The sequence below is a fragment of the Mycobacterium sp. UM_CSW genome (assembly GCF_000455205.1).
GTDB lineage: Bacteria > Actinomycetota > Actinomycetes > Mycobacteriales > Mycobacteriaceae > Mycobacterium.
Genome location: NZ_AUWQ01000019.1, coordinates 59,051 through 83,378, shown reverse-complemented (window position 1 = coordinate 83,378; position 24,328 = coordinate 59,051). Strand labels below are relative to the sequence as shown.

The following is a 24,328-nucleotide window of genomic DNA, read 5'->3' as shown; positions in this document are numbered from 1 at the left end:
GTTCACGATGTTGCGGAACGCCTGATTCATCTGACCCATGGTGTCGTAGGACGTCGCCTGCGCCTGGCCACTCCAGCCGGCACCGGCGATGTTCATCGACGACGCCCACATCTTGCGAGCCTCGTCCTCAACGGTCTGCGCGTGGACCTCAAACCGGCCCGCCATCGCCCGCATCTCATGCGGGTCAGTCATAAAGCGTGTTGCCATGTTGCCTTTTCTCCTTCTGGATGAATTTCTTGCCTTGTGATACTGGTCGGCCGTCGTAACTGGCTGTTACGCGGCGTTGAAGCCGATGGGGCGATACTCCCTGTTTTCGGTGGCTATTTGCCGCGTCAGACGACAACCTGCTTGGGCATGACGATCGGCTTGAAGCCGTACCGCGGACCGCTGCCGTAGGCACCGGCCTTGGCGGCCCCCGCCATTCCGGGCATGCCGGGCATCGCCGCGACCGGCTCGTCGGCGGCGGCGGTCCAGCCCGAACCCTCGAGCGGAGCGGTCGACGATGCAAGCGTCGCCGGGGCGGCCGACGACCAGCTGGCCGGGACCGACAGACCCCCGACCGTGGAGGCTTCGGCCATGCCCGCCGACATTCCACCGCCGACGCTGTTGACCAGCGTCCCTTCGCCGATCGCCGCACCCCCGGCCAGCGGCACGACGTCGCTCGCCGTGGCCGCGGGCGCCGCGGCGGCGAGGGTGTGGCCCAGCGACACCGCGGTCGGGATGGTGTTCATGACGAACCATGCCGAGGTGTTGACCGCACCGTTGACCGCGTTGAAGAGCGCCGGGGTGCCCAAGAGGCCGTCGAGGTTCGTCAGCAGGGGTCCGAGGCCGGCCGCTTGCGCCGCGTTCCAGAAGCCGGTGCCGATGGCCTCGCCGGGCGTGAAGATTTGGCCCAGGATCGAACCCAGTCCGTTCGCGGCGGGCGCCGCGGCAGCGTTCGCGAAAGCCGCAGAAACCGCGGTGCTTTGGATGCCCGCTGCGGCCGGGGAGGCCGTCGGTGCCGCCGGCGCCAGCGGCTGAAGGGCCGCGGCGGCCGTCGACGCGGCCGCATAGGTGTACATCGCGATCGCGTCCTGGACCCACATCTCGGCGTACAGCGCCTCGGTGGCCATGATCGCCGGTGTGTTGATGCCCAGGAAGTTCGTCGCGACGAGCGCCGCGAGCTGTGCCCTGTTCGCGGCGATCACCGGCGGTGGCACCGTCGCGGTGAACGCCGCCTCGTAGGCGGCCGCCGACGCCGCGGATTGGGCTCCCGCCTGCTCGGCCGCCGCGGCGGTCGTGGTCAGCCAGCTGATGTAGGGCTCGGCTGCGGCTGCGGCCGCGGCCGAGCCTGCGCCGGTCCACTGCTCGCCGGTCAGGGTGCCGATGATCGACTCCCAGGAGGTCGCCGTGGTGCTCAATTCGGCGGCCAGGTTGCTCCAGGCCGCCGAAGCCGCCATGAGCGGGCCCGCGCCGGCACCGGTGTACATAAGTCCGGAGTTGATCTCCGGGGGGAGCGCTGCAAAATCTAAGACCATTTTCGTATCCGTTCCTGTTAAGAATTTCCGCTGTTTTGGACTATTGCGACCGGTGGCTGCTTAGACGGCCTTGATCTTCGGCATGACGATCGGTTTGACGCCGTAGCGCGGCGCACCGAAGCCGGCGCTGTTGCGCGCGGCCGCACCCAGCCCGGGCATGCCCGGCACGATCGTTCCGGTGCCGGCCTGCGGCGCGGCGGCGGTCCAGCCCACGGTCTGCACCGCGGTCGCGGGAGAGGTGGCAGACACGAAGCTGCCGGCCCAGCTCGGCGGCGTCGACAACTTGCCGACCATGGTCGCGCTGCCCATTCCCGCGACCGGCATCGCGCCCACCGCGCCCACACCCCCAGCGGGGCCCGTCGCACTGGCAGTGGCGGCGTCCGCGGCGCCGGCCGCCGCGGCGGCGTCACCGGTGTCGCTGGCGGCCGCCGGCAGCAGACCGCCACCGGCCATGCCGAGCAGGTCGGAGCAGGCGGAGGCGTAGTTGCCAAAACCGATGTTGGCGAAGTTGGCCCCGTTGCCCGACAGGCTGAACGGCCCCGCCGTCGATGTCAGACTTGTGAGCGGGCCGCCGAACAGCGTGGCGATCTGGTTGGAGAGGGCGTCGACGGGGGTTGCCGCGGCCACGTTGGCGGCCTCGGTCGAGCTGTAGGTGCCGGAGCTCAAACCCAGCGTGCTCACGAACTGTTGCTGAATGGCCTGAGCCTCGGTGGCAAGTTGCTGATACAGGGTGCCGTACGCCGAGAAAATTCCGGCCTGCAGGGCAGATACCTGGTCGGCGGCGGCCGGAGCAATCGCGGTGGTCGGTGCCGCGGCGCCCGCATTCTGCGCCGTCAGTGAATTGCCTATTCCTTCCAGCTGCGCTGCCGCGGCTAACAACTCTTCAGGGATTGCTGTCAGAAATGACATCTGCTGCTCCTCGTGTTCGGAAAATTGCCGATCTCCCTTGAGGGGGGATCGACCTGTGCGTGGGCGTAACGGCTCCTGTGCGTCGGCGTAAGGTTAACCAGGCACGTCTCCACAGTCCCGACGGAAAAGGCTAGGGTGACGGGCGTTTACGGCTTCTTAACGATGGCGCGGGCAGTTTTAACAAGGTCCTGCCGGGTGACATAGCTATGTCATCTGAGATCCCCACGCAACGCCCCAAACGGCGCGCGGCGGTCGCATCCTAGGCCAACGGCGGCCGGCGCGCACCCTTGCATTTTTGCCGGATTTTGGGCGGATGCGACGCCCCGGAGCGGCGCCTGGCGCGCTAGATTCGCCGCCGGGCCCCCATAGCCCAAATGGCAGAGGCAGCGGACTTAAAATCCGTCCAGTGTCGGTTCGAGTCCGACTGGGGGCACCAAGTCCGTGCAGCTAGAAACAGTTCAGGCATTCGGCGTCACACCCCGGAGCCGGTCTCAGTGTCACGAGTTGTCACAACCCGGCCGAAACTCGCCCCCGCGTCCTTCAGTGCGTCGTCCTGGCTGTGCGCGTACACCGACATGGTGAAAGCTGCGCTGGCGTGCCCCAGCCACGCGGCGATGACCGCGATCGGAACTTGGCGCAGATGCATGAGCGTCGCGCACGAATGCCGGCCGTCATGTAGGCGCACCCGTTTGATCTTCAGTCCGTCGAGCATCCGGCCCCAGCGGAACGTCAACAGGTTGGGGTGATACGGCTGCCCCGTCTCGTCACAGGCGACATACTCACCCGATCCGTAGCCCTCACCGAACGCCAAGCGTTCCTCGGCTTGGCGCTTGCGCGCCGCCTTCAGCACTGCCACGACCTCATCGGGCATCGGCAGCGTCCGGTTAGACGCTTTGGACTTCGGCGTGCCCTTCTCAATCTGCCGCCCGATGGCCACCCGGTTCTCGACGATGCGCACCGACTTCGCGGGTAGCTGGTCGTCACCTTCGCCCATCGCCTTGTCGGTGAGGTTGACGTTGGTCCACCGCAACCCGGCAATTTCTCCGCGGCGTAATCCATAAAGGGCCAGGGTCCACAGGTGCCGATCGCGGCAGTCGTGATCGAGGATTTTGAACATCTCGTCGGCAGTCAGGGTGCGGAACTTCTGCGGATCACCGGCCACCCGGTCCACCAGTCGCGCCACGTTGCGGACCACATGCCCCTGCTTCACCTGATCGTCCAGGACCGCCACCGTCAGATACAGAAGGTAGTTACATGAGCGTGGCGTCCACGCCTTGCGGTCCTCGACTTCGCCGCGCCGCAGGCGGCCGATCAGGCCGTCCAGATCCGCTTTCGATAGCTTCTGGACTTCAAGCGAACCGAGCTCGTCGCGTAGCGCCTGCAGCTTCACCCGATGTCCCTGCAGTGTTGAGGGCTTTAGCGAGTGCTTTGACGCCAACCACGCCTCGCATACCGCATCAACGGTCAACTTGCTGGCATGTACGTAGGTCCCTGCGGTGACGGTGCCCTGCAATTCGGCCAACTCGGCGCGGGCCGCCGCCTCGGTGGCGAAGCGGCGACGCACCTGGCGCCGCCTGCCCGATTCGGGGTCATGGCCGGCGTCCACCGTCAACTGGTAGCGCACCACCGTCTTGCGGGTACTGCGGTCCTTGACCGATATCTTTTTGATCTGCGGCGGGAGCTGCTGCCGTTTACTCATGCCATCTTCTTTCCCTGTTTGGTTTTTGGCAGGTATCCGGCCTGGCGCGCGCGGTCAACATAGGTCGATGCCATCCGGGACTTGACGCCGAAGGTTCGTGCAACCGCTTGGGTGGGTGCGTGGTGGATATTGCGCCGGTACACATCGGCAACGCTTTTCAGAAGTTCAGGCGTGATCGCGCGATGTTCGGGCCCGCTTCGCAACTGGTCGACGAACTTGCGCGCTGCGTAAAAAGCTGGTGGGTCCTCGCCGCGTGCCGCCATTTCCTGTGACCCAACCGCCGGAATGACCTTCTTCGCCTTTGGGTCGATGCGTAGGACGAACGCCGGATACAACTCATCGAGGAAAGAAGCAACGCGGGCGTTCCGCAGGTCCTTTTGCATGACCTCCCGCTGGCCTGGCCGCGACCACCACCCCATCGCGACTATCTCCGGGCGACCGTCTCGAACCTCAATGCGGCGGAACAGATTTGGTCCGTCGTGGCCCTCAATAGTGACCTCAAGCCATACCGGAAAGAACCGGTCGCCCGTCTGCTCGTATTCGCCTGAGCAACGGAGGGTGATGCCCTCGGCCGGATGAATCTCGTCATCGTCGCCGATGCGGATTCTCACAGAACCTCCCGAGCGGTACATGGCTGCAATGTTGATAACTCTGCATGAAACTCTGCACCATGTCAATAGCCGCCGTGAACTCGGCGGGAAGTGACGAACACGGGAGTACGAACTTGGACGAGAGGTTGCTTGTCCCGATACCTCAAGCGATGACTGCCCTAGGTGTCGGCCGCACGAAGCTGTACGAGCTGATGGACGCCCGCGAGATCCTCAAGGTCAACATCGGCAGGCGATCATTTGTAACGGCGAAATCGCTTGCGGGATATGTGGATCGGCTAAGTGATGCTGCAGCCGCAGGGGTCGCATAAATGCCCGATTACGGCGACAATGGGCCGCCGAAAGAAGATGGGCCCCCGGAAGGGCCCATCCACAGTCTCAGCGGCCGCCACGCCACCTGCACCAACTCCCAGAGTACTGCAACCCTGGGACAACTGCGGCTGCGCCGGGCTGCATCGCTACGCCTGCTGCGGCCGGAATCCGGCTGCGCCGATCCAGAGTATCCCCGCGATACACGCTTCCACCGCCCGCCAACCGGCTTGCGCGCCAGCGGATTCCGTGAAGGATATGCCTGCGGAGCGATTGACGTGCTGCGGAAAATCTGGCCTGACCTTGACGACACCGCACGGGCCCGCGCAGCGACCCTCGCGGCCCAGTACCAGGCCGGTGAGCCTTCGTGAGCGCCGTCGAAAGGGCGTCCACCACCGCGGACACCCATGGCGCCGAGCTGCTCGACGACATCAAAGAATGGTTCGGACGATTCGTCGCGGTCACCGATCCCGACGACCTGAACATTCTGGTTCTGTGGACCGTCCACACATACCTGGTCGTCGAGCTGTACACGACCCCGCGGCTGCAGATCGACTCGGTGATCTTCGGCAGCGGCAAAACGACGGTGCTCGATCACCTGCAACGGTTGGGCTACAAGCCCATTCAGGCCGCTTCGGTGTCGTCTCCGGCGCTGATCCCGCGGATGTTGGAAATCGACGTCCGCACCATCTTGCTCGATGAGGTTGATCGGTCATTGCGTGCGGATAAGCCCGGGGTCGAGGACATCATCGCGATCCTGAACTCCGGCTACCGGTTCGGAGCGACCCGTCCCGTTCTAGTGCCCGTTAAGGGTGGCGGCTGGGAGATGAAGGACATGTCCACCTACGCGCCGATCGCGATGGCCGGTAACTCCCCGAACCTGCCGCCAGACACCGTATCCCGGTCGATCCGCATCCTGTTGATGCCCGACCTCAACGGGACGGTGGAGGACTCCGACTGGGAGATGATCGCCGATGACGCCGAACGGCTCCGCTCGAGGATCGACGCGTGGACCGACACTGTGCGCGACCAAGTTAGGGGCATGGCTGTCGATCTGCCGGATAAGTGCATCGGCCGGTCCAAGGAAAAGTGGCGTCCGCTCAAGCGGGTCGCGGTAGCGGCCGGCGCCCACTGGCCCGCTACCGCGGACCGGCTGATCCATAAGAGTCTCGCCGAGGATGACGCCGAACGTGAAGCCGGGCTGAAGACACAACCGCCCGGAATGGTGATGCTGACCGACTTGTATGCGGTCTGGCCCGGCGATGAAACGTTCATGCCGACACGCGAACTAGTCCAGAAGCTGATCATCCACAATCCCGACTATTGGGGCGCCGGGAGTCGATACGGCAAGCCGCTCACCGAGACCCGGTTAGGCAGACTCGTCACCCAAGCGGCCAAGGTGACATCAGTCCGACCCGGTGGCGTACCGCCCCGCGGCTACCTTCAGTCACACCTTCAACCGGTTTGGCGTCGGCTTGGGATCGCACCTCCTAAAGAACCTGACGAACCTGACGAACCTGACGAACCTGACGACAAACAGGCCGGTACCGCCGGGTTCGCCGGGTTCGCCGACTTAGTCGGGTTTAAAGAGGGGGGCGAACCTGCAGGACCGCCTTCCGTTTCGGGGATGACCGACCGTGTCCGGCTGGCGCTTGCCAGGGCCAGGCAAAGCCAGCTCGATGCCCAGTGCGAGAACTGCGAAACCGAACTCTCCCAACCGGAGTCAATCATCGCGGGTCTGTGTCACGAGTGCCGGCTGCGTACGGGAGGTGCGGCGTGACCGACACCGAATGGCTCGACCACCCCGACTTCGTGGGCCTATACCAGGTCCGCTTCAACGGCTACTCCGCCGGCCGCCTCGACGGCGACGTCCGCTCCCTGGACCGCCAGATACCTCAGAAAAGCCGCTGGGGCACGACAGTGCCGAAGACCCACTACGGACGAATTCTGCAGCCCTACACCACGAGGAGTGGTCGCCGCCGTGTTGTTTTACACGACCGGCACCACCGCCGACGGCTGAAGTACATCGATGACCTGCTGGCTGAACTGTTCGGCGCTGCGTCATGAACGGTGAGCAATTGGCAGACCTGCTGGGCGCCCTCCGCGGAATCCCCAATCTGCCGGACGCTGCCTGCCGCAACCTCCCCGAACTGTTTGACGCCACGGACGAGATCGACGCCGAACCAGCCATCGCGCTCTGTCGCAGCTGCCCAGCCCTACAGGACTGCGCAGCGTGGGCAGCGACACTGCCGAAAAACTCAATCAGCGGCGTGGTTGCGGCGCGCATCCATGTCTGGACTGATCGCCGGCGCAAGGCGGGTGCCGCGTGAATAAGCACGACGACCTCCACCACTCACCACGCTGGCGCCGCCTCCGCGAGATCGCCCGCAACGACTTCCGCACCCGCAACCTGCCCTGCATCCGCTGCCGTGGCGCCATCGACTACACCCTGAAACATCCGCACCCAGGCGCCCTGCAGATCGACCACATCAAGCCCAGACACACCCACCCCGAGCTCTTCTTCCGGCTCGACAATCTCGCGCCGGCGCACAAGCACTGCAACGAGTCGGACAAGGCGAGGCCCATAGATGACACGTGGGTGACACCCTCATGGTGAGAAGGGATAACACGTTTGCTGGCAGTCGAGAATGCACCGACGCTAGACCGGTGAGCCAATCCCAGCAAACTCCAGCAAACACCCCGGAGGGGGTCGAAAGTCGAGACCATGGTGGGCCACCCGGCACAGGCCCCAAACCTTCGCACTTGCAGCAAAAACACCCCGTTTGACCAGGTAAAACGCATTCGATATGAAGGGACAACCCGCTTTGACCAGGAAAAACGCCCCCACTGGGCTTGGTACGAAAGGGCGCCGATTATGGCGCGAAATGCAGCAAACATTCGTGTTTAACCCATCCGAAGCCGCTCTTTTGCTCGAACTTTGCTGTTGTTTGGACGAGTTGGATCGCCTCGAGCGGGAGTTGGCGGAGCAGCCGGCGACGGTGGTGCGTGGGTCACGTGGCCAGCCGGTTGCGCATCCGCTGCTGGCCGAGATCCGCGCTCACCGCGTGGTGGCCACCAAGATCCAGCGCGCTTTGGATTTGCCCGACACCCGCAAGCCGCAAGGGGCACGGCGGAAAGGCCGGTTGTCGTCGGTGGAAAACATGCGGAAGGCCGGTTCGTGATGGCGGATTTTCGTAATGACAGCGGACCGGATTTTCCGCCGCGCCTGGCCCGGTACCGCGCAGAGGACGGCTGGGCGGACCGTGACGAGTGGTGGGATGCCCGCGTTGATTTCGCCCGCGAGCACGGCGTGTACGGCCGCACCGCATCGGGCAAGGGCAAGATCCTGCCTCTGCTGCAGGAGATGGCCCGGCTGTCGATCCAGAACACCACGAACACCAAGGAGGAAACCAAATGACTGACGACGACCCGACCCCCGAGGAAAAGCGCCGTCAGCTGGCGCAAATCCCCCCCGACACCGCTTCAGCGCTTCGCCTGGCCGCGGCAATGGCCACCGCCGATACCCCGGCGGCGAATGTCGTGATTGACGAGCTGGTGGCCAGCGGGCGCGGGCTGCTGGTGCTGGCGGCGATGGGCTCGATGGCGTCACGGTTGGCGTATGAGCTGGCCGCCAGGGCGGGCAACACCGCGGACGAGTGGTTGCACGCGGTGGCCCTGGGCTTGCTGGATGAGACGCAGGCCATCGCGGCCGCGTTGGATGATGACACACCCACCCCCAACGGCTAGTAAACCCCTGCCCCGTTGGGGTATCCTGATAATCGGCGAGAGTTACATACTCCCCTTGGCACTAGCGCGATTAGCGATGGCGACGGCCGACGCTAAAGAGGTACGGAGAAACCGCCCGTACGGGGTCACTTGGCATCGCTGGGCCGGCTGGTATCCGGTTGCTACCAAATTCAACTGCCCGCGTGGGCGCGATCCGGTATGTCCGGGTCGCGCTTTCCGCGCGCAACCCAAATTCTGAAAGCACATCATGGATGAATCTTTTTATAAGCGGCGTCGCGCTGAGTTGCACGCGACGCAAGCCGCGATCATTGCCCGCACCAAGGCCGCCGGCCGCGAATTTCTCAGTGATGCCGATAATGCGGAGTTCCGCAATAACGCGGAGCTGATCAAGGACATGGATTTCGAAATCAGCGGATTGGAGCGGCGCGCACAGGCGCGCTCGGCCTCCGATCGAATCTTTAACGCCTATCAGGCGAAGAACGGAAACACCACTATGAAGCAATCGAAGCAATACGAGCCGGAGTCTCGTGTCTACAACCAACAGACCGCACATGAGGGCCGCTCTTTTTGGCGTGACCTGGTGTTGCATAAGTCCGGCGATGATTCGACCGGTGAGGCCCGGGCGCGGCTGAATGAGCATGCGGCGGAGTTCCGCACCGGTTTGACCACGGGGGGAGACGGGGCCAGCTTCGCGCCTCCGGTGTACCTGGAGGAACTTTGGATTCAGGCGGCGGTGGCGGCGAAGCCGTTCATCTCGACGATCCCGGAGTACCCGGCGCCGAAGGCTCCGACGATCAACGTTCCGAAAATCGTGGCGCCCGGCACTACCGGTGTGCAGAATCCGCAGTTGTCCACGGTGACCAATACTGACCAGACAGATGAATTCCTGTCGACTGTTTTGACGACGGTTGCCGGCCAGCAGACGGTATCGAGGCAGCTCCTGGACATGAGCCCGGTTGATATCGACTCGATCATCTTCAAGGGGTTGAGTCAGTCGTGGGCCGCGAACCAGGATCAGATCGCGCTGTACGGCACCGGCAGCAACGGCCAGTACACGGGCATCGCGAACCTGCCCGGCATTACTCAGGTCGGCTGGGCCGGCAACACCATTGCTAATATCTACTCCGGTTTGACGACTGCGATCAAGCTGCATTGGCAGAACCGTTTCCTGGCGCCTGACACCGTATTGGTGCATCCCAACACCGCGGCGGAATGGCTGAACAAGCTTGATACAACTAACCGTCCATTGTTTGTGCCGAATGCTCAGGGTCCGTTCAACGCGGCAGGAATTATCGACAGCCTGAATGCCCAAGGGCCGATCGGCAAGATCCTCGGCTTGAATTTGGTTCTGGACCCGAACATCTCCTCGTCGGGTGGCGTGGAGTCGGTATTCGTTTTCCGCTCCGATGACCTGATGTTCTTCACCAGCGGAATGCGCGCCCAGGTGCACTACGACTCTTTGGCTTCGTCGCTGGGCGTGCTGTTGAGCTTGTGGAGCTACGACGGGCTGATCGCCCGGTACCCGAACGCGATCATCGAGCTGACCGGCTTCCCCTATGGCTCCTAGGCGATCGCCCTGGGCAACTGCCGTAGATCCTTACCACCCGCCCGGCTGGTGGGAGGATCTGGGCCTGGGCGCTGACGAATTCGTTAGCGACACAACCGAATAGAGGCTTGGCGCGCTGGTCGAGGAAGTGCCATCCCAATGTGGATGACCTCCCGGTGGCGGCAAGGAAGTGGGCCGGCCCCGGCATCGGACGGGGCCGGCTCCACGCAGTAAAACGACGATTCGAAAACGCGACCTTCGACTAGGACGATTTGCCCCGCAACCATTGTTCGGCTGCGTCTTTGGCGGCGTCCTCGGAAGGGAAGTACACCCACTCCTCGACGGGATTTCCATCGACCTCGACGCCGAGGTACCGCCCGTCGTCTTTGCCAGGCGCCATCAAAAACTCGCGATTACCACTTATGGCGTGCTGATATGGCTCCACCATGATGGGAGCCTTGCCGCTACCCGGAGGGGGAACCAAAATCTTTCCGCGATATTCGGGGACGACGTGCCACGTCAATGCCATAGCGTCCAACGCTACGCCGGTGCATTAAGACTCACTGCGGTGGCCGCAGGGTTGCCTCCACGGTCAGCGTGGGCAACGGGTTAGCGCCTTCGATGGCGAACGTTTCTGGCTCCAAAGCGTCGATCGTGTGCCTCGTCAGCGCCCCGGGTACCTTCTGCTCGGCAGAGCCCGGGATCGCAGCCCCGAAGCCGACTGCGTCTACCACCCCTTGCGGGTTGGTGACGTCGTACTCGACCCACCCGCTGAAGTAAACCCTGACTGTCTTGGCATTGGCCCTATGCAACTGCTGTTCAAATGCCCACATCTGCGGCACGCGCTTGGCGTGCTCAAGTGTGGGCGCGGCGTACTGGGCCACCTTGACCTCGGTGGTCCCATCTTGGCGAGACCACGCGGCCGCGATCCAACTATTCCCCGAACGGTTGATGGTGTAGCGAAACGTCTCGGTGCACGCCTCAACGCCGCCGTCGGGCATCTCTTGCCAGTCCATCTCTTCAGCCATGATTGTCTATTAAACCCCGTCTCCGGGGCCCCCAGGAGACTCCCCTCCACCAGAACTAGGGATCGGGGCCGCCCCCGAGGAGAGCTGGGGCACACCGACAACCCTAGTCAGACGCAGGCGGGGGCTTCCTGGTTCCACGTCCTCGCCGTGGCTCCCCGCGTCGTCTGCGTCCTTCTGCCCGGGCGCTGATCAGGAAGCGGCTATGCGCGCGGGAGAGTAGCCCGTACAGAGCTATCAGTTCAGCCGTCGTCAACTCCCTCAGCCCCATGACGCCGATCATCGTTTCGTTCATGTACAGGTAGTGCGCTCGGCAGTCGGATTCGTCCGACAAGCCCAAGTGCTCAAGTGCTGCGGTGATCCTCGCAGTAATGTCGTGGCTCTCCTCGCGGGTTACCGCACCGCTCATGACATGTCTCCCTTGGGCTGCCAGCACCCGGGGACGGTCACAGCCTTCGCCGGGGTCTTCCGCATTTTGCGGGAAGCTTTCTCGGTGTCACGAGGCTGTCACATCTCGTGCTAGATGTCAGCGAATACCGGCGAACGTCCGAGGCCGGAAAACGCTGGTAGGGCCGCTGAAACCGAACAGCGGCGAACGGTGGCGGATGCTTGTCAGCGGACTTAAAATCCGCCCAGTGTCGGTTCGAGTCCGACTGGGGGCACCGAAGTTGGCGTAACTAGCGAGCCCGCGCAAACCTCCGATTTGGCGCTTCGGCCATTGCGCCCTGATTCGATGAATGCTTATATAGAAGAGTGTCGAATCAAGCCGCATCGGAATGCTGCCCGGCGCTGAGCGTGGCCGCCCTGGAAGAGCCGCAGGCGGCGGAGTTGGCGGCGATGTTCAAGGCGCTGGGCGACCCGGTGCGCCTGCGCCTGCTGAGCCTGATCGCCAGCCACCCGGGCGGCGAGGCGTGCGTGTGTGAGATCTCGGCGACCTTCGACGTTTCCCAGCCGACCATTTCCCATCACCTCAAGCTGCTCCGCTCGGCCGGGCTGTTGGACTGCGAGCGGCGGGGCACCTGGGTGTACTACTGGGTGGTCCCCTCGGCGCTGCGGCAGCTTTCCTCGGCCCTGCAGGTAGATGACCACTCGTTGATGGCCAAGCCGGGCTGTGCGCCGTGACCGCAACCCCGGTGCCGGTGTCCGCCACTGAGGCGGTAGCGACCCGGCTTTCGACGCTGGACCGGTTCCTTCCGGTGTGGATCGGCGTTGCGATGGCCGCGGGTCTGCTGCTGGGCCGACTCATTCCCGGCCTCGGGTCGGCGCTGGGTGCCGTTGAGGTCCAAGGCATTTCGCTGCCGATCGCGGTGGGTCTGCTGGTCATGATGTATCCGGTGCTGGCCAAAGTCCGCTACGACCGGCTCGACGAGGTCACCACGGACCGCAAGCTCATGGTGTCCTCACTCGTGCTCAACTGGCTGATCGGTCCGGCGGTGATGTTCACGTTGGCGTGGCTGTCGCTCGCGGATCTGCCCGCCTACCGCACGGGGTTGATCATCGTCGGGTTGGCCCGCTGCATCGCCATGGTCATCATCTGGAACGACCTGGCGTGCGGCGACCGCGAGGCCGCCGCGGTGCTGGTGGCCCTGAACTCGTTGTTCCAAGTGGTCATGTTCGCCGCGCTGGGCTGGTTCTATTTGTCGGTGCTGCCGGGCTGGCTGGGCCTGGCGCAAACCGGCATCGCCGTGTCCCCGTGGCAGATCGCGAAATCCGTGCTCATCTTCCTCGGCATCCCGTTGCTGGCCGGATACCTGTCGCGCCGGCTGGGTGAACGGGCCAAGGGCCGCCACTGGTACGAGACGACGTTCCTGCCCCGCATCGGTCCATGGGCTTTGTACGGCTTGCTGTTCACCATCGTCATCCTGTTCGCCTTGCAGGGCCACCAAATCGCCTCCCGTCCATGGGATGTCGCCCGCATCGCCGTGCCGTTGCTCGCCTATTTCGCGATCATGTGGGCCGGTGGGTACGCCCTCGGCTTCCTGCTGCGGTTGGGCTACCCGCGCACCGCCACCCTGGCGTTCACCGCCGCCGGTAACAACTTCGAACTGGCCATCGCCGTGGCGATCGCGACCTACGGCGCGGCATCGGGGCAAGCGCTGGCGGGCGTGGTCGGACCGCTGATCGAAGTGCCCGTGCTGGTTGGGCTCGTCTACGTTTCCCTGGCGATGCGCTCCCGGTTGTTCCGGTCGGAGCCCGACCGAGGGGCCCGGGCCGATGGCCGATAGGCCCAGCGTGTTGTTCGTCTGCGTCCATAACGCCGGACGCTCGCAGATGGCCGCGGCGCTGCTCGGCCGTATGGCCGGTGAGGCCATCGAAATTCGCTCCGCCGGAACCGAACCCGCCGACCGGATCAATCCTGTCGTCGTCGCGGCGATGGCCGAACTCGGCATCGACATCACCGCCGCCACCCCCAAAGTCCTGACCGCCCAGTCGGTGCAGACCAGCGACGTCGTCATCACTATGGGCTGCGGCGACGCCTGCCCCTACTTTCCGGGGGTGTCCTACCGCGACTGGAAACTTCCCGACCCGGCAGGCCAGCCCCTGGCCACCGTGCGGGCGATCCGTGACGACATCGCCGAGCGCGTCGCGTCACTGGCCGCCGAACTCCTGCCCGATCCCACGACTACCTAATTCGCACCGAAGGAAGGAACCCTCATGTCTCGCGTGCAGCTGGCCCTCAATGTCGACGACCTCGACGAGGCAATCATGTTCTATTCCAAGCTGTTCAACACCGAACCGGCCAAGGTCAAACCCGGCTACGCCAACTTCGCGATCGCCGAACCGCCACTGAAACTGGTGCTGCTCGAAAACCCCGGCCACGGCGGCACTCTCAACCACCTCGGCGTCGAAGTGGAAACGGCCGAGAAAGTGCACGACGAAATCGGCCGGCTCGCGACCGGCGGGTTGCTCCCGGACGAGCAAATCGGCACCACGTGTTGCTACGCCACCCAGGACAAGGCCTGGGTCACCGGACCCGCCGGCGAGCGGTGGGAGGTCTACACCGTCCTGTCCGACTCGGAGACCTTCGGCACCAGCCCCGAGCCCCTCGGCGCCGAGGCAACGTCGGGTGGCGCTTGCAGTGGCGACAGCTCCAGCGACGCACCCTCCTACGAGGCCGCGACCAACGTGTCCTGCTGCTGAGCAGGAGACACCAGGACGAAGCCATCTCTCGTGGAGTTAGAGAACCATCATGCCCGAACCAAAGACCGCCTTATCAGCCGATTTTGAACGAGCCCGGACCGACTTCCACCGCCTCCTGACCGGCGTGGGCAAGGATGAGTGGGACAAGCCGACTTCAGGGACTCGCTGGAGCAACGAGCAGCTCTTGTTTCATATGGTCTTCGGCTACATGGTCGTACAGCGGCTGATCTTCCTCGTGCGGTTGTTCAGCCAGCTACCCGAGTGGATCAGCCGAGGTTTCGCGCGGACACTCAACGCGGGCACGCCGCTATTTGACCGGATCAACTATTACGGAACCAACCTGGCCACACTGATTTACAACCGCCAGCGAATGGCCGCCAAGTTCGACCATGTCATCGATGCCTTACAGCGTTCGTTGGCCCGATGCGACCCCAAGAGTTTGAGCTGCGGCATGCGTTTTCCGAGCCGCTGGGATCCGTACTTCCGGGACTACATGACGTTGAGCGAGGTGTACGGCTACCCCGGAAAGCACTACGACCACCACCGCCGCCAACTAGTTCTGGCGACGCTCACCAATCCACCAGATCAGCCCAATTGAGACGACGATGGCTGAGCTTGAGGTAATGAAAATTGTCGGCTGGGAGACGTCGAAGGATGCTCAGATCTCGCAACCGACGCGATTCTGTTTCTAGTGGCGGGTATTCGGGTGAGATGCCTAGCCCGGTCAAATCCCGGTGCACAGGGTCGGGGCGTCGCACACATTCCCCGGGCAATACGTCGAGTGCGCCGCGTTGACCATCGTCCCGACGTCCAACAACGTGACGCCCCTAGCGTTCAAGTGCGCGTGGACGTCGTCGGCGATCTGTTGGGGCGTCCAACCCCAGGTGAGGTCGTAGCAGATCAGGTGCGCCTCGCCGATGAGCGCCTCTTCCGTCTGCGGCGGCCACGAGAGGCCGACGGCGCGCAGCTGCGCGAGATAGGCCTCATCTTGGGGAGTGGTGGCACCCGCCGTCGCGGCGCTACCAAGCAGGGCGGCGCCGGCCGTCATGGGGATGGCCAATGCGGCCAGCCAGCGGGGTGAGGGCATTCGGTTGCCTTTCTTTCCTGGGCAAGCAGCACAAATCCGAAGAGAACAATAGCGAAATGCGCAGTAAGTTGGTCGGGTTCGTGAAAGGTCACGTGAACCGGAAGGAGTCAGCGCCGAAGTGCCCGAGGATCCGCGCGTCGACAGCGTCTCGCGCCAATACGATCGGTGGGAGTATCCGCCGCCGGTAACCGATCTGGAGGCGTGGACCAAAAACCACTGGGATTGGTTCGATCCCTTCTGGGCCCATCGCGTCTTGTGGCCGAACCGGGAGTACAAACCGGACTCCGACATTCTGATTGCGGGTTGCGGCACGTATCAGGCTGCGGTCTTCGCCTTCATGAATCGCTCCGCGAAAGTGGTGGCGATCGATGTCAGCCGGTCCGCACTCGATCACGAGCACTATCTGAAAGACAAGCACGGGTTGGAAAATCTGGAGCTGCACCTGCTTCCGATCGAAGAGGCGTCGGCGCTGAACAGCGAGTTCGATCTAATCGTCTCCAGCGGCGTCCTGCACCACATGGCCGATCCCCTGGCCGGCCTGACGTCGCTGGGCCAATGTCTGCGAAGAGACGGCGCCCTGGGCGTCATGCTGTACGCGAAATACGGTCGGGTCGGAGTCGAGATACTGGAATCGCTTTTCCGCGACCTCGGCCTGTCGCAGGATGAGGCGTCGGTTCAGCTGGTCAAAGACGCGATTGCGCTGCTACCGGGGGACCACCCCGTCCGCAGCTATCTGAACGGGGCGCACGATTTGCGTTCCGACGGCGCCCTGGTCGACACGTTCCTGCACAGTCGCCAACGGAGCTACACCGTCGCGGAGTGTCTTGACCTGGTCAGCTCGGCCGGGCTTGCGTTTCAGGGATGGTTTCACAAAATGCCGTACTACCCGCATGACTTGCTCACGCCCTCCAACGCTTTCACCAACGTGCTGAACCAATTGCCCGACATCGAACTGTGGTCCGCGATGGAACGCCTGCAAACGGCCAACGCCACCCATTTCTTCATCGCCTGCCGCCCCGATCGCCCGAAGGAGGACTACACCATCGACTTCTCGGCGCCGGCGGCGCTCGATTACGTTCCGCTGGCGCGGACGGCGTGCCTGCTCTCGGGCGACGAGATCTACCTGCCCGGCGCCAAGCTGAAGCTCGAGCCGGCTCTGTTGGCCTTCCTGCGCCACGTCGACGGGCGCCGCTCGATCCGCCAGATTGTTGAGTGCGTGGCACAAGATGGTGGGGTGGTCCCCGAACGGCGGGCCGAGCTCGAGGAATTCGGGCGCAAACTGTTCCAGTCGCTGTGGCGTTTCGACTTCCTCGCGATGGCGCTGGACACGCCTTCGACCGGTTAGCCTTGCCGCCGACCGCCCCCGAAACGCCCACTCATAAACTGACCCCTCGTGGGCATGCTCTTTGGTTTTGCGCCGTGGATCGTCTACTGGGTGCTGGTCGGTAACGTCCCGTTCGCCGCCGCGGCCCTGGTCGCGCTGGCGATCGCGGTTGCCGCGTTCGTGGTCGGCGCCCCCGGCGGCAAGCCCTTCCAAATCGGCACTGTCGCAACGTTGTTGGTACTGACAATCCTGACCTTCGCGCTCGGTGACTCGCTGGACCAGCGGTGGATACTGCCGCTGAGCAATGCCGGGCTCCTCGTGGTCGCGCTCGTCGGCGCGCTGGCCGGCCGTCCGTTCATGCGGGAGCTCGCCGCCGCCGAGCAGCCAGACGACGTCGTCAAGACGGAGCTGTTCACTCGGCTGGTCCGGATGCTGACCTGGGTCTGGATCGCCGCGTTCGCCGGCATGACGCTGTCGTCGGTGATCCCGCCGATCGTCGACCGCAACGCGACGATCCTCGACACGAAAACCCCGCTGTCCTACCTGGCCTACTGGGTCATCCCGTTCTCGCTGCTGGGCCTGGCGGCGCTGGCGTCGTGGGCCCTGCCCGACCGGATGCTGGCGGGCATCGACGACGTCGCCCGGGAGACGTCGTTCGTCGCCTACGACGAAGCCACCATCGACGAGCTGTACTACCTGGCGCAGGAGCACGCCAACCGTGAGGTCGGCCCCGGCAAGGAGGCCTACAACGTCAAGGTCGGGGGAATGGGGACCCCACTGACCGGCGACGAATCGAGAAAGTCGTGGCCCTCTACCTACAAAGTGCGCGATAAGCGGCGCTAGACGCGCAAAAATCGGCTACATGGCATCCACTCGCCGGACGACCTCGCGTGCGTGGCTGGCGGCGGGGACGGTGCTGCTCACGGTGGCGGCCTGCGCGTCGGATCCCCCGCCCCCGCTGTCGGTGCCGCCACTCAAGGAGCTGACCACCCGCGCGGGCACGGTCCTGACCATTTCGCCGGGACAGCTGTTGACCGCCACCAACGGGGTGACGCCGGTGGCGTTCGGCAAGCCCTCCCACGGCACCATCGCCTACGGCGCATACGGGGCGATGATCTACACCCCGGACGCCGGCTTCACCGGCACCGATCAGCTTCCGGTGACCGTCAGCCACGCCGTCCGGCTCTACGCCGAGGACGAGACGCCGTTGCTCATCGTCGGCGAGGTCGCCGTGCAGGCCAATGCGCACGGGTCGGCGATCGCCGCGGTGCCGGGCAGCGCCGACGAGATCTACGGCCTGTCCGATCGTGGCCCCAACGTCGACGGGCGCACGCCCGGCGAAAAGGTGGTTCCCCTACCGACTTTCCATCCGCAGATCGCCAAGCTGAAACTCCGCGACGGCGTGGCGTCGCTCGAGCAGATCATCACGCTGACCGGAAAGGACGGCGCGCCGCTGGTGGGGCTCATCGACCCGCGGGCGTCCACCGGCGAGTCGCTCGTCGACCTCAACGGCAACCAGCTGCCGCGCTCGGATCACGGCCTGGACACCGAGGGCCTGGTCGCCATGCCCGACGGCACGTTCTGGGTCTCCGACGAGTACGGCCCGTTCGTCGTCCATTTCGACGCGAACGGCAAAGAGCTGGAACGCTTTTCGCCCTACGATGGCACTCTGCCGGAGGAGCTGTCGCTGCGCGGCCCGAATCAGGGGATGGAGGGGCTGACCATCACCCCCGACGGCGGCACCCTGGTCGGCATCATGCAGTCGGCCCTCGTCACGCCCGGTTTGGCCGGCTCGTCGAGATCCGTTCCGATCACCCGCATCGTGACCATCAACCTCGCCCACCGCGGCGATGTGCACGAATACCTGTATCCGCTGGCCGATCCGCAGCACACGAAGGTCGCGGTGTCGGAAATCGCCGCCGTCAGCGCGACCACGTTCCTGATCGACGAACGTGACGACCGGCCGCAGCCCAACGGCAACAAGAAGATCTACGCGACCGACATCGCCGGGGCCACCGATGTCGGACCCCGCTCGGGCGTGCCGGGAGCGACCTATCGTGCCGACGGGGGCGGCCTGCTGATCGGCGGGGTTCCGATCGAGACCTTCGTCGGCGTCGGCACCGACGCGGCGGCCATCGACAAACTCAAGACCGCCGGAATTGCGGTCGCCACGAAGACGCTCAAGCTCGACCTGTCGGGCCTGCTGCGTACGTTGTCCCCGAACGGTGATTTCTTCGGGCACGACCATGTCGAAGGACTCATCGGCCGCGACAACGGCAACACGCTGATCATCGCCAACGACAGCGACTTCGGGATAGACGGGCTGGCCGGCGGGTCGGCCGCCACCCCGCCGTTTCAACTCAAACCCAAGATGCTGCCCAACGGCACCCAGGACAGCGGCGAGATCCTGGTAGTTGACACCACTAGGCTGCCCGCCACAACGGAGTCCGTCACGGTGCCCATCAAGGTCGGCTGAGCGGCACGCCTATGGTCGTGTGCCTGGTCCCATCATGCCGCCGGGCCCCATCATTCCCCCGGAACCGCCCATCATGCCCTGCATCATTGCGGGCATTCCGTCGCGCACGAACCCGGTGACTTCGCGGGCGTGTGCACGGATGGCTTCGGTCAGGGCGGGATCGTCCGACGTTTCCTCGGCGACGACGCCCGTTGGCGTGAAGGTCAATTGGCGTCGGTATCCGCCGGCGTTCCGGAATAGCGTCGGCAGGCTTTGGCTCATGCACATCACTTCGGAGCCGCCGTCAAGGTGGGAATACATGCTCGACACGTGTGCGTGCAGTTGGGCGGCGAGATCAGCCGCGTTCGACTGCGTGGTGGTGCGGACGCCGCCGGGAATCTCCTCGACCGTGCGGGTGATCTCCGTGTGGCGGTTGAACATGTCCATGTAGAGGCTCATGTCCGCCGGACTGGCACCCATCATGCCGCCATCGGTCAGCCGGATGCGTAGGACCGGTAACCCGAGGGTTCCGCGAAGCGCGTACCCGATACCCATCACCGTGCCGGCACCGAGGAAGGCGAGCGCTGCCCGTCGAGTGTATTTAGCCATGTGATGACCTCCTGGTCAGCGCGATAACTTCCCTGCACGAATAAGGTTGGCGCCCAAGCCTTGCTGGCAATCACATCAACCGGCGGTGATAGTTGTCATCGAATTCGCTTCGAGTGCTGGGAGCGACCGCCACGCCTTCATGCCGAGCGGCGACGGCGCCCGTCGGGGCCGCCGGATCGCCAGGCCGGGTGAAGGCGGTGCGCAACGCAAGGACTAAGATGGTGATCAGGGCGCCCCATATCAGCACCATGGCCGGAGCATTGACCATCATGTTGCACCAGCCCCAGCCGTGTCCGCTGAACCACGTCGTCATCGCATTTCCTCCTAAAATCCAGCAGCAATTGCGTTGTTATGTTCTGCCCCAACCAGATCCGTGGCCCGTGTGAGCGGTCGCGTGTTGCGCCCGAAGCGGCGTAACCGTAGCGAGTTGGTCACCACGCTGACCGAGGAGAATCCCATCGCGGCGCCGGCGATTACGGGATTGAGCAAGCCGAGCGCGGCAAGGGGGATAGCGGCGGTGTTGTATCCGAACGCCCAGCCGAGGTTCTGATAGATCGTGCGCAGGGTCTGCCTGGACAGCTCGATCGCCTGCACGACCCCGTCGAGCCGGCCCGACATCAGCGTGATGTCGGAGGCCTCGATGGCCACGTCGGTACCGGTGCCGATCGCGATTCCCAAATCGGCCTGCACCAGCGCCGGCGCGTCGTTGACGCCATCGCCGACCATCGCGACCACCCGGCCCTCGCCCTGGAGTGCCCGAATCGCGGTGACCTTGTCTTCGGGCAAGACCTCAGCGAGCACTCGGTCGATGCCGACCTGCTGGGCGATCGCCGCAGCCGTGCGGGCGTTGTCGCCGGTGATCATCGCGACTTGCAGCCCCATTGCGTGTAGCTGAGCGACGACGTCGGTGGCGTCGTGTTTGACCGTGTCGGCGACCGCAAGCACACCGACCACCTGGCTGTCGCGGCCGACGAAAACCGCGGTGCGACCTTGCTCTTCGAGCTCGGTGGCCGCGTCTGCAAGGTGGTCGGGCAATTCCAGACCCTCCTCGTCGATAAGCTTGCGCCGCCCGACGAGTACCGGGTGGCCATCGATTTCGGCTCGCACCCCGTGGCCGGCCAGGTTGGCGAACGCGGTCGCGGCCGGTATCTGCAATTCCCGTTCGCGGGCACCGGCGACAATGGCGGCGCCGATGGGATGTTCGGAGCCTGACTCGACCGCGGCGGCGATCCGCAGGACGTGATCGGGCTGTCGGCGCTTGCCGGGAACCACGTCGGTGAGCCGCATTTGGGCGCGGGTGAGGGTGCCGGTCTTGTCGAACACCACGGTGTCGATCTTCTTGGAGGTTTCCAGCACTTCACCGCCCTTGACCAGGATCCCCACGTCGGCACCCCGCCCGGTGCCGACCGTGATCGCGGTGGGGGTGGCGAGGCCCAGCGCACACGGGCACGCGATGATCAGCACCGCCACCGCTGCGGTCATGCCGGCGACCGGGTTGGCAGCGAGCAGCGTCCACCCGGCGAACGTCGCAACCGCAACCCCGACGACGGCCGGGACGAACACCGCCGAGACCCGGTCGGCCAAGCGCTGCACGGGAGCCTTGCCGCCCTGGGCTTGCTCGACCAGACGAACGATCTGGGCCAGCGCGGTGTCGGCCCCGACGGCGGTGGCGCGCACCGTGAGGACTCCATCGAGGTTGACCGTTGCCCCGGCGACTTGGTCGCCCAGGGTCTTCTCGACGGGGACCGACTCGCCGGTCAGCATCGACTCATCCACGGCGGCGCGTCCGTCGACCACCTGACCGTCAACCGGGATTTTCTCTCCCGGCCTCACCCGCACCAGGTCTCCGACTTGCACCCGATCGACAGGGACGAGGAGTTCCTGGCCGTCCACGAGCAGGCAGGCTTCCTTGGCGCCCATCTCCAACAGCCTGCTGATTGCCTCAGATGCCTTGCCCGTGGCCCTGGCCTCGAAATAGCGGCCCAGCACCACGAAGGCGATGATCAACGCCGCGGTGTCGAAAAACAGTGGCCCACCGGCGATTAGCTCATAGGTGGAGTAAAAGAACGCGGTCAGAGTGCCTAGCGTGATCAGCGTGTCCATGTTGGCAGTCAATGCCCGTGCCTGCTGGACGGCCCCCTTGAGGAACGGCCATCCCGCGACGAACTGCACCGGTAGCGTCGCGGCGAAGGCCAACCACCCCGCCCAGGGGTGAGCGCCGAAAAACATCGAAACGCCTGACGCCAGTAGCCCCAGCGGCATGGCCAGCCACAGCCGCCGCAGCCACGTGCGCCGCTGACGTTGGTTGTCCTCGCGCGGCGACAGCTGACCGCAGCTAGACTGACCTGATGAACAGCCGCCACCGGTCATGGTCGGCTTATCACCATCCGGTGAGCGGCCGAACATGCGACGAATGCCGTCCGTGATCTTTCGCATCACGTCGGTGTTGCCGACGTCGGCCGAGTGGGGGGCACGTGCGGGCACTGATTCCGCGGGAATGTGCTGCGCGTCGGCGATTGCCGTCAAAACTGCAGCGGTGTCGCAGCTTTCGGGCGAATACGAGATCACCACCGACGCCGTCCGCGGATAGGCATACACCGCGCGCACGCCGGTCACCTTCGCGACCGTGTCCTCGATCGCGACGGCCCGAACCTCGTCGAAGTGAAACCCTGTGGCACGCACGCGCATTCGCCCGGAAGCGGCGGAGACAACTCTGAGCGCGACGTCGCCGTCAGTTACGGTTTCAGTGGTCATGGGTGTTTCCTCAGCTCGTCCCCGCCGCTGGGGCCTCGTCACCGACGCGTTCTTTGGCCTCGGCGATCAGGTCGGCGGCCGTTAACCGCGCCCGCTCGGCGCTTTCGCCGGCCTTGCGCTCGGCCTCGCGGGCTACGCGCATGCCCCAGGCGGTGAGGCTGACGGTCGCCGCGCGCAACGGAACTTTGGCCACCCCCTTGCGCACTGCCTCGTAGGCCGCGACACCCACCGCTCCGGTCACCACGGTGGGCACCGCCTTGGCCATAAATCCATGCAACGCAACCATCTTCAACGCTTCCTTTCATTTCGTCGCCGCGCCGTGCGGCGGCGTGCATAGCCAATCGCGCCCTAAGAAAAACCGGCGGCCGTTACCCCCGGCGGCCTGCCGCGGCCGGTTCTTTGTCGGCAGGTTCGCCCACCGCCGCACCGCCCAGCACGGCCTGCGGGCCGGTCAATGCCGGAGTGAACTTGACGGCATCGATCAATTCCTCGATGGCCGCTTGGCCACGCCCATCGAGCACCGCCGACGAAAAACACGTCTCCAGGTGGTTGTGCAACATCACGCGGTTCGCCCGCTCCAACGAGGACTGCACGGCCGAAATCTGCTTCATCACGTCCACGCAATACGCGTCGGACTCCAGCATCCGAATGATGCCGTCGAGGTGGCCCCGAACCGTCTTGAGTCGGTTGAGCGCCGCGTGCTTTTTGGCCGTCAAATCTTCGTCCATAACCCACAACTCCTGTCAATGCCGGTCACGACCCATCATACCCCACCCCACCCGGGGTGGGGTAGTGGGACTCAATCGCGGTTTGGGAGCAATCGAAGGGAGCGGCTTTAGTGGACAACGGCCAGGGACGTGGGCGGTCGCGGACTCAAATCTGGTTGCCGGCATTGCTGCTGGTTTTGGCCGGACTGGGCTGGTGGTGGTCGATGGTCAGTGCCGCGGGCATGCGCGGCGACCCAATGCCGGTGGACACCGAATCCACGATGCCGTTGGCCGCATTCCTCGTGGCGTGGGTGGCGATGATGGCGGCGATGATGCTTCCCGCGGTACTGCCCGTTGTCGGTCGCTACGTTCGCGCCGCCGCCGGCAACGTCGTTGCAGCGGTCCTCTTCGTCGCGGGCTACCTGGCCGTGTGGAGCGTGGTGGGCGTGCCGGCGTTCGTGGTATCGAACCGCCTGAACCCGGTGGTGCACAGCTGCCCGTGGGCGGGTCGGGTCGCAGGCACGGTCGCGGTGCTCGCCGGTCTGCATCAGCTCACCCGGTTCAAGTCAATATGCCTGCACCACTGCCGTCGCCCCATATTCGCGCCCGGCGCGCCGGGCGAACATGCCCACCGCCGCTCGGGGGCGATGCTTGCCGGAGGGCGCTACGGCATCTACTGTCTCGGTTCCTGTTGGATGCTGATGCTGCTGCTGATCACCTTTGGCACAATGCAATTGGGATGGATGCTGGCGCTGTCGGTGGTCATCTGGCTGGAAAAGATCGCCCCGTTCGGCGATCAGCTACGCCGTCTCACGGCGGCGACGCTGGTCGTCCTCGGTATCGCGTTACTGGTGCACCCCATGTTCGTCGCCCAGCTCATCTCCTAAGGCA

Annotated in this window: 29 protein-coding genes, 1 tRNA gene and 1 pseudogene; 18 read left to right on the top strand and 13 right to left on the bottom strand. The window is 64.7% G+C overall.

Features of this window, described 5'->3' with window-relative positions:
• The 3 genes from N415_RS08860 to N415_RS08850 form a co-directional block, all read right to left on the bottom strand.
• A partial coding sequence (locus tag N415_RS08860) for a WXG100 family type VII secretion target (protein WP_068179758.1) occupies positions 1 to 207 on the bottom strand: 207 nt, incomplete at its 3' end.
• A 125-nt stretch (positions 208 to 332) separates the two neighbouring features.
• Positions 333 to 1,517 carry a PPE family protein gene (locus N415_RS08855; RefSeq protein ID WP_068179720.1) on the bottom strand — a complete coding sequence of 395 codons (1,185 nt, stop codon included), beginning with the start codon at positions 1,515 to 1,517 and terminating at the stop codon, positions 333 to 335.
• Positions 1,518 to 1,577: 60 nt separating this feature from the next.
• Positions 1,578 to 2,426 carry a PE domain-containing protein gene (locus tag N415_RS08850; RefSeq protein WP_068179717.1) on the bottom strand — a complete coding sequence of 283 codons (849 nt, stop codon included), beginning with the start codon at positions 2,424 to 2,426 and terminating at the stop codon, positions 1,578 to 1,580.
• Between the two features lie 359 nt (positions 2,427 to 2,785).
• Between N415_RS08850 and N415_RS08845 the strand changes: the two genes are divergently transcribed.
• A tRNA-Leu gene (locus tag N415_RS08845) sits at positions 2,786 to 2,862 on the top strand.
• Between the two features lie 36 nt (positions 2,863 to 2,898).
• On the opposite strand, the gene N415_RS08840 is transcribed toward N415_RS08845, so the two are convergent.
• Complete coding sequence (locus N415_RS08840; RefSeq protein ID WP_239645474.1) at positions 2,899 to 4,053, bottom strand: site-specific integrase; 1,155 nt, start codon at positions 4,051 to 4,053, stop codon at positions 2,899 to 2,901.
• A 68-nt stretch (positions 4,054 to 4,121) separates the two neighbouring features.
• Positions 4,122 to 4,736: a hypothetical protein gene (locus tag N415_RS08835; RefSeq protein ID WP_068179710.1), complete on the bottom strand. Its 615-nt coding sequence runs from the start codon at positions 4,734 to 4,736 to the stop codon at positions 4,122 to 4,124.
• 59 nt (positions 4,737 to 4,795) lie between these two features.
• On the opposite strand from N415_RS08835, the gene N415_RS32400 reads away from it, so the two are divergent.
• From N415_RS32400 to N415_RS08790, 9 genes are all read left to right on the top strand, one after another.
• Positions 4,796 to 5,044, top strand: coding sequence for a DNA-binding protein (locus tag N415_RS32400; protein WP_204366815.1), 249 nt, complete (start codon positions 4,796 to 4,798; stop codon positions 5,042 to 5,044).
• Between the two features lie 365 nt (positions 5,045 to 5,409).
• Positions 5,410 to 6,822: a DUF3631 domain-containing protein gene (locus tag N415_RS08825; RefSeq protein WP_068179705.1), complete on the top strand. Its 1,413-nt coding sequence runs from the start codon at positions 5,410 to 5,412 to the stop codon at positions 6,820 to 6,822.
• Positions 6,819 to 7,109, top strand: a complete 291-nt coding sequence (locus N415_RS08820; RefSeq protein ID WP_152531289.1) for a hypothetical protein — start codon at positions 6,819 to 6,821, stop codon at positions 7,107 to 7,109. The genes N415_RS08825 and N415_RS08820 overlap by 4 nt, the downstream gene beginning before the upstream one ends.
• Complete coding sequence (locus N415_RS08815; RefSeq protein WP_068179698.1) at positions 7,106 to 7,372, top strand: WhiB family transcriptional regulator; 267 nt, start codon at positions 7,106 to 7,108, stop codon at positions 7,370 to 7,372. The genes N415_RS08820 and N415_RS08815 overlap by 4 nt, the downstream gene beginning before the upstream one ends.
• A complete protein-coding gene (locus N415_RS08810; protein ID WP_068179695.1) occupies positions 7,369 to 7,659 on the top strand; it encodes an HNH endonuclease in 291 nt (96 codons plus the stop codon). The genes N415_RS08815 and N415_RS08810 overlap by 4 nt, the downstream gene beginning before the upstream one ends.
• A 268-nt stretch (positions 7,660 to 7,927) precedes the next feature.
• Complete coding sequence (locus N415_RS30530; RefSeq protein ID WP_152531288.1) at positions 7,928 to 8,224, top strand: hypothetical protein; 297 nt, start codon at positions 7,928 to 7,930, stop codon at positions 8,222 to 8,224.
• A complete protein-coding gene (locus N415_RS08800) occupies positions 8,221 to 8,460 on the top strand; it encodes a hypothetical protein (RefSeq protein WP_152531287.1) in 240 nt (79 codons plus the stop codon). The genes N415_RS30530 and N415_RS08800 overlap by 4 nt, the downstream gene beginning before the upstream one ends.
• On the top strand, positions 8,457 to 8,789 hold the full coding sequence (locus N415_RS08795) for a hypothetical protein (RefSeq protein WP_068179685.1): 333 nt from the start codon (positions 8,457 to 8,459) through the stop codon (positions 8,787 to 8,789). The genes N415_RS08800 and N415_RS08795 overlap by 4 nt, the downstream gene beginning before the upstream one ends.
• A gap of 247 nt (positions 8,790 to 9,036) precedes the next feature.
• Complete coding sequence (locus N415_RS08790) at positions 9,037 to 10,356, top strand: phage major capsid protein (protein WP_081665135.1); 1,320 nt, start codon at positions 9,037 to 9,039, stop codon at positions 10,354 to 10,356.
• A gap of 241 nt (positions 10,357 to 10,597) precedes the next feature.
• Here N415_RS08790 and N415_RS31360 read toward each other — a convergent pair whose 3' ends face one another.
• Positions 10,598 to 10,864, bottom strand: a complete 267-nt coding sequence (locus tag N415_RS31360; RefSeq protein ID WP_152531286.1) for a hypothetical protein — start codon at positions 10,862 to 10,864, stop codon at positions 10,598 to 10,600.
• Positions 10,865 to 10,895: 31 nt separating this feature from the next.
• Entirely contained in the window at positions 10,896 to 11,363 is a 468-nt protein-coding gene (locus N415_RS08785) for a hypothetical protein (protein ID WP_068179680.1), read from the bottom strand.
• Between the two features lie 750 nt (positions 11,364 to 12,113).
• Between N415_RS08785 and N415_RS08780 the strand changes: the two genes are divergently transcribed.
• The 4 genes and pseudogenes from N415_RS08780 (at position 12,114) to N415_RS08760 (ending at position 15,099) form a co-directional block, all read left to right on the top strand.
• Positions 12,114 to 12,482, top strand: coding sequence for a metalloregulator ArsR/SmtB family transcription factor (locus N415_RS08780; protein WP_068179678.1), 369 nt, complete (start codon positions 12,114 to 12,116; stop codon positions 12,480 to 12,482).
• Positions 12,479 to 13,991 (top strand): annotated as a pseudogene (arsB, locus tag N415_RS08775) (ACR3 family arsenite efflux transporter). Before N415_RS08780 ends, arsB begins: the two are co-directional and overlap by 4 nt.
• Positions 13,992 to 14,015: 24 nt before the next feature.
• A complete protein-coding gene (locus N415_RS08765) occupies positions 14,016 to 14,501 on the top strand; it encodes an ArsI/CadI family heavy metal resistance metalloenzyme (protein ID WP_068179669.1) in 486 nt (161 codons plus the stop codon).
• Positions 14,502 to 14,550: 49 nt separating this feature from the next.
• Complete coding sequence (locus tag N415_RS08760; RefSeq protein ID WP_068179666.1) at positions 14,551 to 15,099, top strand: DinB family protein; 549 nt, start codon at positions 14,551 to 14,553, stop codon at positions 15,097 to 15,099.
• Positions 15,100 to 15,225: 126 nt separating this feature from the next.
• Here the strand turns inward: N415_RS08760 and N415_RS08755 are convergent, their stop codons facing one another.
• Positions 15,226 to 15,549 (bottom strand): DUF732 domain-containing protein, encoded by a 324-nt coding sequence (locus tag N415_RS08755; protein ID WP_343203455.1) that lies wholly within the window; start codon positions 15,547 to 15,549, stop codon positions 15,226 to 15,228.
• A 157-nt stretch (positions 15,550 to 15,706) separates the two neighbouring features.
• Here N415_RS08755 and N415_RS08750 point away from each other — a divergent pair, with 157 nt between their 5' ends.
• From N415_RS08750 to N415_RS08740, 3 genes are read left to right on the top strand one after another with little or no spacing between them, the layout of a single operon-like run.
• Positions 15,707 to 16,933: a class I SAM-dependent methyltransferase gene (locus N415_RS08750; protein WP_068179660.1), complete on the top strand. Its 1,227-nt coding sequence runs from the start codon at positions 15,707 to 15,709 to the stop codon at positions 16,931 to 16,933.
• A gap of 48 nt (positions 16,934 to 16,981) precedes the next feature.
• Entirely contained in the window at positions 16,982 to 17,755 is a 774-nt protein-coding gene (locus tag N415_RS08745) for a hypothetical protein (RefSeq protein WP_068179657.1), read from the top strand.
• Positions 17,756 to 17,774: 19 nt separating this feature from the next.
• Positions 17,775 to 19,388 (top strand): esterase-like activity of phytase family protein, encoded by a 1,614-nt coding sequence (locus N415_RS08740; RefSeq protein WP_081665134.1) that lies wholly within the window; start codon positions 17,775 to 17,777, stop codon positions 19,386 to 19,388.
• A gap of 9 nt (positions 19,389 to 19,397) precedes the next feature.
• On the opposite strand, the gene N415_RS08735 is transcribed toward N415_RS08740, so the two are convergent.
• The 5 genes from N415_RS08735 to csoR form a co-directional block, all read right to left on the bottom strand.
• A complete protein-coding gene (locus N415_RS08735; RefSeq protein ID WP_068179654.1) occupies positions 19,398 to 19,976 on the bottom strand; it encodes a hypothetical protein in 579 nt (192 codons plus the stop codon).
• A 70-nt stretch (positions 19,977 to 20,046) separates the two neighbouring features.
• Complete coding sequence (locus N415_RS08730; RefSeq protein WP_068179651.1) at positions 20,047 to 20,289, bottom strand: hypothetical protein; 243 nt, start codon at positions 20,287 to 20,289, stop codon at positions 20,047 to 20,049.
• An 11-nt stretch (positions 20,290 to 20,300) separates the two neighbouring features.
• Positions 20,301 to 22,664 carry a copper-translocating P-type ATPase gene (locus N415_RS08725; RefSeq protein WP_068179649.1) on the bottom strand — a complete coding sequence of 788 codons (2,364 nt, stop codon included), beginning with the start codon at positions 22,662 to 22,664 and terminating at the stop codon, positions 20,301 to 20,303.
• Between the two features lie 76 nt (positions 22,665 to 22,740).
• Positions 22,741 to 23,016 carry a DUF1490 family protein gene (locus N415_RS08720; protein ID WP_068179645.1) on the bottom strand — a complete coding sequence of 92 codons (276 nt, stop codon included), beginning with the start codon at positions 23,014 to 23,016 and terminating at the stop codon, positions 22,741 to 22,743.
• 82 nt (positions 23,017 to 23,098) lie between these two features.
• Complete coding sequence (csoR, locus tag N415_RS08715) at positions 23,099 to 23,458, bottom strand: copper-sensing transcriptional repressor CsoR (protein ID WP_068179642.1); 360 nt, start codon at positions 23,456 to 23,458, stop codon at positions 23,099 to 23,101.
• 110 nt (positions 23,459 to 23,568) lie between these two features.
• Between csoR and N415_RS08710 the strand changes: the two genes are divergently transcribed.
• Positions 23,569 to 24,324, top strand: a complete 756-nt coding sequence (locus tag N415_RS08710; protein ID WP_068179638.1) for a DUF2182 domain-containing protein — start codon at positions 23,569 to 23,571, stop codon at positions 24,322 to 24,324.
• Positions 24,325 to 24,328: the final 4 nt, after the last annotated feature.

What these genes read in the sequence shown, in the direction of transcription:
- N415_RS08855 (WP_068179720.1), bottom strand. Translation starts at nt 1,517, where the DNA reads ATGGTCTTAGATTTTGCAGCGCTCCCCCCGGAGATCAACTCCGGACTT.
- N415_RS08850 (WP_068179717.1), bottom strand. Translation starts at nt 2,426, where the DNA reads ATGTCATTTCTGACAGCAATCCCTGAAGAGTTGTTAGCCGCGGCAGCG.
- N415_RS32400 (WP_204366815.1), top strand. Translation starts at nt 4,796, where the DNA reads ATGTCAATAGCCGCCGTGAACTCGGCGGGAAGTGACGAACACGGGAGT.
- N415_RS08815 (WP_068179698.1), top strand. Translation starts at nt 7,106, where the DNA reads ATGAACGGTGAGCAATTGGCAGACCTGCTGGGCGCCCTCCGCGGAATC.
- N415_RS30530 (WP_152531288.1), top strand. Translation starts at nt 7,928, where the DNA reads ATGCAGCAAACATTCGTGTTTAACCCATCCGAAGCCGCTCTTTTGCTC.
- N415_RS08795 (WP_068179685.1), top strand. Translation starts at nt 8,457, where the DNA reads ATGACTGACGACGACCCGACCCCCGAGGAAAAGCGCCGTCAGCTGGCG.
- N415_RS08790 (WP_081665135.1), top strand. Translation starts at nt 9,037, where the DNA reads ATGGATGAATCTTTTTATAAGCGGCGTCGCGCTGAGTTGCACGCGACG.
- N415_RS31360 (WP_152531286.1), bottom strand. Translation starts at nt 10,864, where the DNA reads ATGGCATTGACGTGGCACGTCGTCCCCGAATATCGCGGAAAGATTTTG.
- N415_RS08785 (WP_068179680.1), bottom strand. Translation starts at nt 11,363, where the DNA reads ATGGCTGAAGAGATGGACTGGCAAGAGATGCCCGACGGCGGCGTTGAG.
- N415_RS08765 (WP_068179669.1), top strand. Translation starts at nt 14,016, where the DNA reads ATGTCTCGCGTGCAGCTGGCCCTCAATGTCGACGACCTCGACGAGGCA.
- N415_RS08760 (WP_068179666.1), top strand. Translation starts at nt 14,551, where the DNA reads ATGCCCGAACCAAAGACCGCCTTATCAGCCGATTTTGAACGAGCCCGG.
- N415_RS08755 (WP_343203455.1), bottom strand. Translation starts at nt 15,549, where the DNA reads ATGACGGCCGGCGCCGCCCTGCTTGGTAGCGCCGCGACGGCGGGTGCC.
- N415_RS08740 (WP_081665134.1), top strand. Translation starts at nt 17,775, where the DNA reads ATGGCATCCACTCGCCGGACGACCTCGCGTGCGTGGCTGGCGGCGGGG.
- N415_RS08735 (WP_068179654.1), bottom strand. Translation starts at nt 19,976, where the DNA reads ATGGCTAAATACACTCGACGGGCAGCGCTCGCCTTCCTCGGTGCCGGC.
- N415_RS08730 (WP_068179651.1), bottom strand. Translation starts at nt 20,289, where the DNA reads ATGACGACGTGGTTCAGCGGACACGGCTGGGGCTGGTGCAACATGATG.
- N415_RS08725 (WP_068179649.1), bottom strand. Translation starts at nt 22,664, where the DNA reads ATGCGCGTGCGTGCCACAGGGTTTCACTTCGACGAGGTTCGGGCCGTC.
- N415_RS08720 (WP_068179645.1), bottom strand. Translation starts at nt 23,016, where the DNA reads ATGGTTGCGTTGCATGGATTTATGGCCAAGGCGGTGCCCACCGTGGTG.
- csoR (WP_068179642.1), bottom strand. Translation starts at nt 23,458, where the DNA reads ATGGACGAAGATTTGACGGCCAAAAAGCACGCGGCGCTCAACCGACTC.